10 protein-coding genes are annotated in these 12,780 nt (G+C 37.6%); all 10 read left to right on the top strand.

The window, feature by feature from the left end; all coding sequences use genetic code 11:
• Positions 1 to 406 precede the first annotated feature (406 nt).
• Complete coding sequence (gene potA, locus E7480_04030) at positions 407 to 1,828, top strand: polyamine ABC transporter ATP-binding protein (protein MBE6903758.1); 1,422 nt, start codon at positions 407 to 409, stop codon at positions 1,826 to 1,828.
• Positions 1,829 to 1,856: 28 nt separating this feature from the next.
• The gene (locus E7480_04035; GenBank protein ID MBE6903759.1) at positions 1,857 to 2,609 is read left to right on the top strand and encodes an ABC transporter permease; all 753 of its coding nucleotides are present in this window, start codon (positions 1,857 to 1,859) and stop codon (positions 2,607 to 2,609) included.
• A gap of 68 nt (positions 2,610 to 2,677) precedes the next feature.
• On the top strand, positions 2,678 to 3,442 hold the full coding sequence (locus tag E7480_04040; protein MBE6903760.1) for an ABC transporter permease: 765 nt from the start codon (positions 2,678 to 2,680) through the stop codon (positions 3,440 to 3,442).
• Between the two features lie 20 nt (positions 3,443 to 3,462).
• Complete coding sequence (locus E7480_04045; GenBank protein ID MBE6903761.1) at positions 3,463 to 4,521, top strand: spermidine/putrescine ABC transporter substrate-binding protein; 1,059 nt, start codon at positions 3,463 to 3,465, stop codon at positions 4,519 to 4,521.
• A gap of 74 nt (positions 4,522 to 4,595) precedes the next feature.
• On the top strand, positions 4,596 to 5,708 hold the full coding sequence (locus tag E7480_04050; protein ID MBE6903762.1) for a hypothetical protein: 1,113 nt from the start codon (positions 4,596 to 4,598) through the stop codon (positions 5,706 to 5,708).
• 71 nt (positions 5,709 to 5,779) lie between these two features.
• Complete coding sequence (locus E7480_04055) at positions 5,780 to 7,066, top strand: insulinase family protein (protein MBE6903763.1); 1,287 nt, start codon at positions 5,780 to 5,782, stop codon at positions 7,064 to 7,066.
• 21 nt (positions 7,067 to 7,087) lie between these two features.
• A complete protein-coding gene (locus E7480_04060; protein ID MBE6903764.1) occupies positions 7,088 to 7,840 on the top strand; it encodes an SDR family NAD(P)-dependent oxidoreductase in 753 nt (250 codons plus the stop codon).
• 203 nt (positions 7,841 to 8,043) lie between these two features.
• Positions 8,044 to 10,362 (top strand): anaerobic ribonucleoside triphosphate reductase, encoded by a 2,319-nt coding sequence (locus tag E7480_04065; protein ID MBE6903765.1) that lies wholly within the window; start codon positions 8,044 to 8,046, stop codon positions 10,360 to 10,362.
• On the top strand, positions 10,355 to 10,864 hold the full coding sequence (gene nrdG, locus E7480_04070) for an anaerobic ribonucleoside-triphosphate reductase activating protein (GenBank protein MBE6903766.1): 510 nt from the start codon (positions 10,355 to 10,357) through the stop codon (positions 10,862 to 10,864). Before E7480_04065 ends, nrdG begins: the two co-directional genes overlap by 8 nt.
• 17 nt (positions 10,865 to 10,881) lie before the next feature.
• Entirely contained in the window at positions 10,882 to 12,774 is a 1,893-nt protein-coding gene (locus tag E7480_04075; protein MBE6903767.1) for an NAD(+) synthase, read from the top strand.
• The last annotated feature ends 6 nt before the right edge of the window (positions 12,775 to 12,780 follow it).

A 12,780-nucleotide genomic window follows, 5' to 3' on the forward strand; every position in this document is an offset into this window, starting at 1 on the left:
CTTTCTTTACTTGAAATTGAGCTTATTACAGGCAGAACCCATCAGATAAGAGCTCAGCTTGCCAATATAGGACATCCCCTTGCGGGAGACGGTAAATACGGACTTAATCAAACAAACAAAAGTCTTGGTCTTAAATCGCAGGCGCTTTGCTCTTACAGTCTTGAGTTCAGTTTTTCTTCTGATGCAGGGCAGCTTAATTATCTTAAGGGTAAAAAATTTACCGTTAAAGATATTGATTTTGTCAATAAATTCGATTTAAAATGCTAAAAATTATCATAAATTATAAATTTTTTTTAAAATAATATTTTTTTAGCTAAAATATTGACAAAATAACACAAAAAATTATATACTCTTATTTAGTTAATAGGTGTATCTTTTAAGATACATTTCAGAAAGGGGTAGAGAGATGGAGCACGGCTTCATAATATCCTTAAAGGATATCTATGTTGAATTTGACAACGAAATTATACTTAACAAAATTAATCTCAATATCAAGGATAAAGAATTTGTCACCTTTTTAGGTCCCAGCGGTTGCGGAAAGACTACTACGCTGAGAATAATAGGTGGTTTTTTGACGCCTGATAGTGGGGATATTTTTTTTGAAGGGGAAAAAATCAACGGTATGCCTCCTCACAAAAGAAACGTTAATACCGTTTTCCAGAAATATGCTTTATTCCCCCATCTTAACGTTTATGAAAACGTTGCTTTCGGTTTGCGTCTTAAGAAAATGCCCGAAGCTCAGATAAAGCAAAAGGTAACTCAGATGCTTAATATTGTTGACCTTAAGGGTTATGAAAAGCGTTCAGTTTCCAAGCTTTCCGGCGGTCAGCAGCAGAGAGTTGCTATTGCAAGAGCTCTCGTTTGCGACCCTAAGGTGCTTCTACTTGATGAGCCTTTAGGCGCTCTTGACCTTAAGTTGCGTAAGGATATGCAAATTGAGCTTAAGAGAATACAAAAGCAGACCCAAACAACTTTTATATATGTAACTCACGACCAGGAAGAAGCTCTTACTATGTCTGACACTGTTGTTGTTATGAATAACGGCGTTATAGAGCAAATAGGCACTCCTACCGATATTTATAACGAGCCTGCCAACGCTTTCGTTGCAGACTTTATAGGTGAAGCCAATATACTTAACGGCACTATGCTGAACGATTTTTCCGTATCTGTATGCGGAGCGCAGTTTACCTGTATAGACAAGGGCTTTGAAATCAATCAGCCTGTAGACGTAGTTATACGTCCCGAGGATATCGACATAATTGATGCTGAAAAAGCAAAGCTAAAGGGTCCTGTTGTAAACGCTGTTTTCAAGGGCGTTCACTATGAAATGACAGTTGATATTGACGGCTGTATGTGGCTTATTCATTCCACCTCCTGTCAGCCTGTGGGAAAAACTGTAGGTATTGACTTTATTCCCGACAATATTCACATTATGAACAAGATGTTCTCCACCTCAGACAATATTTTCAAAGCTGATGTAACCTATTGCAACGCTCAGGAAAACTACTTTGAAATTGAAGTAGAGGGCAAAGCTCTTACAGTACACGGAAAAACCTTTGAAGAAGGAACCAAGCTTTCCATTAAGCTTGCTCCCGAGGATATCTATATTGCAGGCGACGGAAACGGAGATTTTACTGCATATATAGTTTCCGTTATCTACAAGGGCTCTCACAATGAGATAATTCTTGAAACCGACGAGCGCAAATGGATTATGAACTGCGAGCAGGACGAACAGGTTGCCACCTATGTACCCATTTGCTTTAATTTAGACAATGCTGAATTTACCGTTATTGACACTTCCTCGGAGGTGACAGGCGGTGAAATCTAAGCGTATTGCTATTCCATATATTATATGGATGATAATTTTTACTGTTGTTCCTCTTGCTATGGTTGCTTACTACGCTGTTACAAACAAGCAGGGTGAGCTATCCTTTGAGCCTATGATGAAAATTCTTATTTATAAGGACGCCTTCATTCGCTCCTTGATAATTGCTTTTATTTCCACAGCAATTTGCCTTATTATCGCCTATCCCTTAGCCTATATAATGTCCCGTTGCCGTGCAAATGCAAGGCGCACAATGGTTATGCTTATAATGCTTCCTATGTGGATGAATTTTCTTTTGAGAATTTATTCGTGGATGATGCTTTTGCAGGACGGCGGTATTATCAGCAATATTATTTCCTTTTTCGGAATTAAGGCTACACTGTTGGGAAACAGCGGTGCTGTAGTTTTGGGAATGGTATATAACTTTTTGCCCTTTATGGTGCTTCCTTTATATACCGTTATGCTTAAAATAGACAACAGCATAATAGAGGCGGCAAACGATTTAGGTGCAAACACTTTAAGAACCTTTTCTAAAGTAATTATACCTTTGAGTGTTCCCGGTATAATTTCTGGAATAACTATGGTTTTTGTTCCCGCTGCCAGCACCTTTCTTGTATCCACCTATTTAGGCGGTCCTAACGATATGCTTATAGGTGATATAATTCAAAAGGAATTTCCTATTTCAAGAAACGTAGGCTCGGCTATGTCCCTTGTGCTGATGGTTATAATGCTTATTTTTATAGGTGTTATGAATAAATTCGGCGACGAGGAAGCCATCTTCTGATTATAAATACCTTTTTTGGAGGTGATGCTTTGAAAAAGCTTTCTTCTAAAATATACGTAGGGCTTGTTATGCTCTTTTTATACGCTCCTATTCTTGTTCTTATTCTTTATTCCTTTAATGACGGAAAAACTACTGTATGGAAAGGCTTTACTTTTAAATGGTACAAAGAGCTTTTCCGTGATTCTTCCCTTATGGAAAGCGTATATAATACCTTGCTTATTGCTTTTCTTGCGGCAATCTTTGCTACTATTTTAGGTACCTTGGCCGCTTTAGGCATATATAATTTTAAAGGCTTTTCAAAAAAGCTTCTCCTTAACGTTTCAAACATACCCATTATCAATCCCGAAATAGTAACGGGCGTTTCCTTTATGCTTTTGTTTGTTTTCTTGGGTGAGCTTCTTAATTTTGAAATGGGCTTTACAACTGTTCTTCTTGCTCATATAGGCTTTTGTGTTCCATATGTAATTTTAAATGTTATGCCAAAGCTGAGGCAAATGGACATAAGTCTTTTCGAAGCGGCGCAGGATTTAGGCTGTAATCCCAGAAAAGCCTTTGTAAAGGTTGTTATTCCCGAAATTATGCCGGGTGTAATATCTGGCTTTCTTATGGCATTTACCTATTCTTTAGATGACTATATAATAACTTATTTTACAAGAGGCTCTAAATTCCAGACGCTTCCAATTGAAATTGCAACAATGCTTAAAAAGCGTATTTCTCCCACTATCAATGCTCTTTCGGCTCTTTTATTTATTATAACCTTAAGTGTATTGATTATAATAAACATACGGGGAAGTAAAAAAGAAAAAGAAGCCGTATCCGGCAAAAAAATTTAATTTGAAAAGGGTTGATTTTCTTGAAAAAAACTATATCTTTTATTATTCTTATTGCTGTTTTACTCGGCGTTTTATCTATGTCCGGCTGTAAAAGCTACGAAGGCGAAATCAACGTTTACAACTGGGGCGAATTTATTTCTGACGGTTCTGAAGGTACTCTCGATGTAATTGCAGAATTTGAAGACAGATACAACATCAAAGTAAATTATACAACCTATGAAACAAACGAAGAGATGTATGACATTCTAAAAAGCACAAACTCTTCATATGACATAGTTATTCCCTCCGACTATATGATAGGCAAGCTTATAGAAAAAGGACTTGTTCAGAAAATCAATTTTGACAATGTACCAAACTATAAGAACATAATGGACAGCTACAAAAATCTGCCCTTTGACCCCAATAATGAATACTGTGTACCCTACTCTGCGGGTATTGTTGCTATTGTTTACAACAAAAATATGATACAGGACAATATTGACAGCTACAGCGCTATGTGGAATGAAGCATACAAGGGTAAAATTCTTATGATTGACAACTCCCGTGATGCTATGGCTATTGCTATGCTTCTAAAAGGAATTACCCCCGATGTAGTTACAAAAGAAGATATTGATATTGCTACAAGCTATCTTAAAGAACAAAAGCCTTTTCTTAAGAAATATGCTATGGACCAGACCTTTCCCGAAATGGAAAACAATCAGGCTGCTATTGCTGCTTACTATGCAGGCGATATTGTAAGTATGATGGGCAATAACGAAAATCTGACATATGCTCTTCCTAAGGAAGGTACAAACAAATTTGTTGACTGTATGTGTATTCCCACCTCTTCCAAAAACAAAGAGCTTGCAGAAAAATTTATAAACTATATGCTTGAAGCTGAAATTGCAAAAGCAAATGCAGAGTATATAGGATATTCCACTCCAAACAAGGCGGCATTTGAGCTTCTTGATGATGAAATCAAAAGCAACGAGCTTTCATACCCTTCTGAAGAATATATGAACAAATGCTTCTATTTCTCAAATCTTCCTGATGATGTTTACGAATATATGCAGGAAATGTACTTGCAAGCAAAAAATTAATAATTTTAATATAGACATTATTTTATTTTTATGATATTATATATGTTAATTGACATATAAAGTGGAGGATACTTATGAAAAAATTTATTAAACCTTTAGGCTTTCTAATGGCAGTAGCCGTACTTCTTTGCTTCTTCTCCGGCTGCTCATCTATCCCTGCAAGCTTTGGTACTGCAGAAAAAAGCGGTACAACACATGACCTTGATACAAAGCTTTATATCTATACTGCATATATGATGCATATGAACCTTGAATATTATGCAAGTTATTACGGTGCTTCAATTTCAGATTTACTGAAAACACCGGAAGGCTCAAGCATAGACTATGTTGCTCAGTACAATGACGACATAAGAGACCAGGCTCTTGCAATGTTTGTTGCATCTCAGAAGTTTACCGATATGGGACTTTCTATTTCAAACGACGATATTTCAGCTGTTAACCAGAACTATGATTCTATGGTTACAAATATGGGTGAAGCTACAATCAGAAAGCTACGTGCTAAATTAAAGCTTTCCGAAACCGCTTTCAAAGATTTCCTTACTGAAATTTACAAGCAGGAGCTCGTTTTTGACAAGCTTTTCTCAAAGGGCGGAGAAAAAGAGATTACTGATGAAGCTCTTAAGAAATATCTTGCTGATGAGTATTTCCACGTAAGACATATTCTTATTAAATATCCTACAGATGATAAGAAGAACACAATTTCTTCTACTAAAGACCAGAGCGATGCAAACATCAAGCTTTTCAACGATGCAAAGGCTAAGGCTGAAGGAATTTTAGCAAAAGCTAAGGCAGGCGAAGACTTCCTTACTCTTGCAAAAGACAATACTGAGGACAGCGTTTCCGAAAGTAAAGAATTTACTTACAGCAACGGTTTCCTTGTTGAGCCTTACGGATATGTTTTCACTAAGAATCAAATGGATACAAAGTTCTATGACAAGGCTAAGGAAATGGCTGTAGGCTCTATTGAGATGGTTGAAACCTCTTACGGCTGGCATATTATGCAGAAATTTGACGTTTCAGCGCAAGCAAAAGTTTTTGAACTTCTTAAAAATGATATTTTCTCAACAATCTCCAACGAGAAAAGAACTGAACTGTTAAAAGAGTGGAACGCTGAGTACAAGGTAAGCTACAACGATTCCGTTCTTAAGAAGTACAGCATTGATAAGCTTAGCAATATTCTTTCCTAATATGTTTTAACAATACCGCCGGAAAGCAGTGCTTTTCCGGCGGATATTTTTTAAAAGCCTATCCAAAATAAATGTATATAAATTTAAAGAAAGGTTTTTATTTTATGTTTACTTATGAAACCTTAGAAAACGGAATTACTCTTGCAACAGATAAAATAGATTATGTTAAATCTGCCACCTTGGGAATTTGGGTTAAAGCAGGCAGTATTTACGAAAGCAATATGCAAAACGGCATATCGCATTTTATAGAGCATATGAGCTTTAAAGGCACAGAAAAACGAAGCGCATTAAAGCTTGCCAATGACCTTGACGATATAGGAGGACAAGCCAATGCCTTTACAGCAAAGGAAATGACCTGCTATTATATAAAGGTACTTGATTCTCACTGTCTTAAAGCTTTAGAAATTCTTTCGGATATGGTTTTAAATCCTCGATTTTCCAAAGAGGATATAGAAAACGAAAAAAATGTAGTGCTTGAAGAAATTGCTATGACAAACGATTCTCCCGACGAAACTGCTGTGGAAAATCTCATTAACAGTGTATGGAGCCCAAGCCCTTTTTGTTTTCCTATTTTAGGAAACGAGCAGACTGTCAAAGGCTTTGAACGTCAAAAGCTTTTTGAATATAAAAACAGCCGCTACACCTGCGACAATATCGTTATTTCAATTTCCGGAAGCTTTGACAAAAAACAGATTAAGGCTTTTATTGAAGCTACCTTTAAAAAATCACAAAGCTCTCCCCTTTCTATCCCCGAGCCAATTTATCGAAAATCCATACAGCTTTTGAAGCGTGATTTTGAGCAAACTCATATCGCTATAGGCTTTAAGTCAATAGGAACAGACGACAGCGAGAAAAACGCCTCTTTATCTGTTCTTAACTGTATTTTAGGTGCAGGAATGTCCTCGAGGCTTTTTCAAAGCATACGTGAAAAAAGAGGACTTGTATATACTGTTTCATCTTTTCCCGAAAAACACAGAAAAAACGGACTTTTCTTTATTTATGCAGCTTTAAAGGCAAGCTCTCAATTAGAGGCAATAAAGCTGATAAAGCAGGAGGCTATCAATTTAATTGATAACGGCTTAATAGACGGAGAGCTTCAAAGAGCAAAAGAACAGCTCAAATCGGGAGTTGTTTTAGGTGTTGAAAGTACATCTTCCCGTTCAGGATATATGGGCAGAAGCCTTTGCATAAACGGGAAAATCAAACCCATTGAACAGCTTCTAAACGAAATTGATGCAGTAAATGAAAAACAGGTTCTGGAATTAGGCAAAGAAATACTCGACTTTAAAAATTCAAGCTTATGTATTGTAGGCTCCCCTACTGATGAGGATAAGCTTTCACAGACATTATATAACTAATATACAGATAGGATGAATAATATGAAAAAAGCACTTATTACAGGCGCAAGCTCAGGTATCGGCAAGGATATGGCTATTATTTTAAGTGATATGGGATATGAGCTTTTTCTTGCTGCCCGGAGAGAAGATAAGCTTATTGAGCTTAGAAACAGCTTAAAAACAAAAGCTAAGGTAATTCCTGTTGACCTTTCCAAAGACGGTGCCGCAGAGTTTCTTTTTGAGAGAGTAAGGAATGAGCAAATTGACCTTGTTATAAACAATGCAGGCTTTGGCACTTTTGGAGATTTTGTTGAAATTCCTTTAGAAAAAGAGCTTGAGATGATAGACTTAAACATAAAGGCCTTGCACATACTTACAAAGCTCTTTTCAAAAAAAGAAAATGTCAGAATACTTAATGTAGCCTCCTCTGCCGCTTTTATGCCCGGTCCTTTACTTGCCACATACTATGCCACCAAGGCATACGTTTTAAGGCTTTCTCTTGCAGTTAATCAGGAGCTTAAAAGAAACAACAGCTCTACCAGTATTTGTGTTCTTTGTCCCGGACCTGTTAAAACCGAATTTGATGCTGTTGCAGGTGTAAGCTTTAGCTTAAAAGGACTTTCAAGCCGATATGTTGCTAAATATGCTCTCAAAAAGACTCTCAAAGGAAAAAGAGGCAAGAAGGTTATTGTACCCGGTATAACAATGAAGCTTGGCCGTTTTGCAATCCGCTTTTTACCCGACTGTATATTACTTAAGGTTGCTTACTTTATTCAAAAAAGAAAGGCTAAATAGACATAATTCCCTAAAAAATCATATCTTTATAGTTAAAAACTAACAAACACAATATATTGTGTGTATTTTTTAATTTAACCACTTGACTTTGTATATATTGTATGCTATTATGATAGAGCACCGATAGGTGTACCAGCTGTTAAATTCAGCTTTTACTTAATATTTTAAAAAAATAATACATACAAATTCAAGGAGGAAACACAATGTTTACAGGTATTTTAAAAAGAGACGGCAGAATTGTTGAATATGATATTCGCAAAATTTCTACTGCCATTTCAAAGGCTATGGCATCCTGCAACAGAAAAGACGAGGGACAAAGCGAAAAGCTTGCTAAAATAGTTGAGCAGCGTCTTTTTGAAATGTACGGAGATGCAAATCCCGAAATTGAAAAAATTCAAGATATTGTTGAAAACGTTCTTATGGAAAACGGCTATGCTATGGTAGCAAAAAAATATATCATTTACCGTAACGAGCGTAGCAAGGCAAGAGAAATGAACACCCGTCTTATGCGTATTTATGACGAGATTACTTTCTCCGATTCCAAAAACAGCGATATGAAGCGTGACAATGCAAATATCGACGGCGATACCGCTATGGGTACAATGCTTAAATACGGCTCTGAGGGTGCAAAGGATTATTATGAAAAATATCTTTTAACTCCTTCTCAGGCTGAAGCTCATAAAAACGGCGATATTCATATTCACGATTTCGATTTTTATTCTCTTACAACAACCTGCTGTCAGATTGACTTATTAAGCCTTTTCAAAGGCGGATTTTCCACAGGACACGGTTATCTCCGTGAGCCCAACGATATTCAGAGCTATGCGGCTTTAGGCTGTATTGCTATACAGTCAAACCAAAACGATCAGCACGGCGGTCAGAGTGTTCCTAACTTTGACTACTCTTTTGCACCCGGTGTTGCAAAGACTTATAAAAAGCTTTATATTTCAAACTTTTATAAGGCTCTTTCAATCATCAAGGGCGACATTCTCTCCCACGATGATGTAAAGAAAATTTTTGCAGATATTGAGAAGGATACTTCTCTTGTTCCTGCACTTACCCCCAATGCTACCTTTGATAAGGCTGAGAAAAAGGCATTCAGCTCATATTTTGAAAACGACGAAGAGTACAAAAAAGCTCACAAGTTTGCAGTTGAGAATGCCAATAAGGAAACAGACCGAGCTACCTATCAGGCTATGGAAGCATTTATTCACAATCTTAACACAATGCATTCCCGTGCAGGCGCTCAGACTCCTTTCTCCTCTATCAACTACGGTACAGATACATCTCCCGAAGGCAGAATGGTTGTTAAAAACATTCTTCTGGCTACAGAAGCAGGCTTAGGTTTTGGCGAAACTCCCATATTCCCCATTCAAATTCTCAAGGTTATGGAAGGCATCAACTACAACAAAACCGACCCCAACTACGACTTGTTCCGTCTTGCTTGCCGTGTAAGTGCTAAGCGTCTTTTCCCCAACTTCTCATTTATTGACGCTCCCTTCAACAAGCAATACTACAAGCCCGGACGTCCCGAAACAGAAATTGCATACATGGGCTGCCGTACAAGAGTTATAGGTAATACCTATGACCCTGAAAACGAAATTGTTTTCGGAAGAGGAAATCTTTCCTTTACATCTATTAACCTTCCCAGAATTGCTATTAAGAGTAATCACAACCTTGAGTGGTTCTTTGAAGAGTTAGAGAGAAAAATGGAGCTTGTTGCAAAACAACTTCTTGACCGTTTTGAAATTCAGCGCAAAAAGAGAGTTAAAAACTATCCCTTCCTTATGGGTCAGGGTGTATGGATAAACTCCAAAGACCTTAAGGTTGATGACGAGGTTGGCGAGGTATTAAAGAACGGTACTTTGTCAATAGGCTTTATCGGACTTGCTGAGGCACTTGTTGCTCTTATCGGCAAGCATCACGGCGAATCTGAGGAAGCAAGAAATCTCGGACTTGATATTGTAACCTTTATGAGAGATTTCTGTGACAGAATGGCAAATGAAAAGAAGCTTAACTTCTCACTGCTAGCTACTCCCGCTGAAGGACTTTCCGGACGTTTTGTAAGAATAGATGCTAAAAAATACGGAAAAATCCCCGGCGTTACCGATAAAGAGTATTACACAAACAGCTTCCATGTTCCTGTTTATCACAAGATTTCTGCTCTTGAAAAAATCAAGATAGAAGCTCCCTATCACGCTCTTACAAACGCAGGACATATCACCTACGTTGAGCTTGACGGTGATACCACAAACAACATCGAAGCTTTCGAAAAGATTGTTCACGCTATGAAAGAGTACGGCGTAGGCTACGGCTCTATCAACCATCCTGTTGACAGCGACCCTGTATGCGGATATACAGGAATTATCAATGACGAATGTCCCAAATGCGGCAGACGTGAAGAGGACGGCGCTCATTTTGACCGTATCAGAAGAATTACAGGCTACCTTGTAGGTACTCTTGACCGCTTCAACGATGCAAAGAGAGCTGAGGAGAGAGACAGGGTTAAGCATAATGTCTGATAAAATCCGCGTTGCAAATTTTATAAACGATTCTATTACAGACGGACCCGGTCTTCGCTTTACACTTTTTGTACAAGGCTGTACCCATTGTTGCAAGGGTTGTCACAACCCTTCAACATGGGCTTTGGACGGCGGAAGTCTTATGAGTCCCGAAGAAATATTCAATGAATTTAAGGATAATATATTATTATCGGGTGTAACCTTTTCGGGCGGTGAACCCTTTTTGCAGGCAAAAGAGCTTCTGCCTCTTGCAAAAATGATAAAGGACAGCGGATTAGAGCTTGCAATTTATTCTGGCTTTACTTACCAAGAGATTATAGATGACCCTGTAAAAAAAGAGCTTCTTTCTTTTGCAGATACTCTTATTGACGGTCGTTTTGAGCTTGAAAACAGAAGCTTATGCCTTAAATTCAAAGGCTCAACAAATCAAAGAATTATAGATGTTAAATCCTCTCTTTCAAAGGGAGAGGTCGTTTTAGAAACCGGTGAACGTTGGTCTTGAAAGGATGACATTTTTATATGAAAGACGGTTTTGTAAAGGTTGCGTGCGCTACCCCTGAAATCAGAGTTGCTGATTGTAAATACAATACCAAAAAAATAATTGATATTATGCAGGGGCAAGCTCAGAACGGAGTTAACCTTTTAGTGTTTCCAGAGCTTTGCATTACCGGCTCTACCTGCGGTGATTTATTTTTACAAAAAGCATTGCTCCAAAGTGCAGTTGACGGGCTTAAAGAAATAAAAAAAGCTTCTGATAAGCTTGAAACAGTTATTATTGTAGGTTTACCTTTGAGTGTAAACTCCAAGCTTTTTGACTGTGCCGCCGTTATTTACAAGGGAAATATTTTAGGTGTTGTTCCCAAGACTAACATTTTTAAATCCAATCATTTTTCAAAAGCAGATAACGAAATTACTGAAATTAAAATCAACGATAAAAAATATCCCTTTGGGACTAAGCTTCTATTCTCTTGTATAGAGCTTCCCGAATTTAAAATAGGCGTGGAAATCTGCGAAGATATCTGGGCACCTGTTTCCCCCTCTGTTTTCCACGCTAAAGCAGGTGCTACCGTTATTGCCAATCCTTCTGCAGATTACGAAGCTGTCGGCAGAGAAGCTTTAAGAAGAAATCTTGTAATTTCTTCAAGTGCAAAGCTTGCTTGCGGATATGTTTTTTCAAACGCAGGACAAGGTGAAAGCACTACTGACGTTGTTTTTTCGGGACATAGCGTTATTGCTGAAAACGGCAATATAATTGCAGAAGCTCTTCCCTTCTCAAGTGATATTGCGTCTACAGAATTAGATGTATTTAAGCTTGACAGTGAGAGATGCCGTAATGCAAGCTTTGAAAATAATTTAACAGGATATAAAATAATAGAATTTTCAATGCCTTTAAAAAAAACTGAACTTTCAAGAACTGTAAAGGCTAACCCCTTTATACCTCTTGATAACGATGAAATACAAAGACGTTGCGAAGCTATTTTATCAATTCAAAGCAAAGGTCTTGAAAAAAGAATTCTTCACTGCAATTGCAAGTCATTGGTTATAGGTATTTCGGGAGGACTTGACTCCTGTCTTGCTATGCTTGTTGCATCAAGAGCAGTTAAAAATCTTAATATGGACAAAAAAAGCATTGTTGCAGTTACAATGCCTTGCTTTGGCACCTCTTCAAGAACATTTGAAAATGCAAAGCTGCTTTGTTCTGAATTGGGTGTAGTTTTAAAGCATATAGATATTGCAAAATCAGTAACACAGCATTTTGAAGATATCGGACACGATATTTCAAATCACAATGTGGTTTTTGAAAACGCTCAGGCAAGAGAAAGAACCCAAATTCTTATGGATATTGCAAACAAGACAAACGGTATTGTAATAGGCACAGGAGATTTATCTGAGCTTGCATTGGGCTTTGCCACCTACAACGGCGACCATATGTCAATGTACGGTGTCAATGCCTGCGTTCCGAAAACTCTGATGCGTTACATTATCAGATATTATGCTGATAGCTGTAACAACGAGAAGCTTAAAGCTGTTCTCTACGATATTGTAGATACTCCTGTAAGCCCTGAGCTTTTACCTGCTGATAAAGAAGGCAAAATAGCTCAGAAAACAGAAGAAATTGTAGGTCCTTACGAGCTACACGATTTTTTTCTTTATTATATTGTCCGTTGGGGCTTTTCTCCTGAAAAAATATTACGTTTGTGTATGCACGCATACAAGGATATTTATTCAGAAGAAATTATCAAACATTGGCTCAAGCTGTTTTATAGGCGTTTCTTTTCTCAGCAATTCAAACGTTCCTGTCTTCCTGACGGTCCGAGAATAGCTTCTGTTTGTCTTTCTCCAAGAGGAGCTTTTTCTATGCCCAGTGATGCTTGTGCAGACATCTGGCTTAATGATATTGAAAAATTTTAAGAAAGG

Source organism: Oscillospiraceae bacterium, assembly GCA_015067255.1.
Lineage (GTDB): Bacteria > Bacillota > Clostridia > Oscillospirales > SIG519 > SIG519.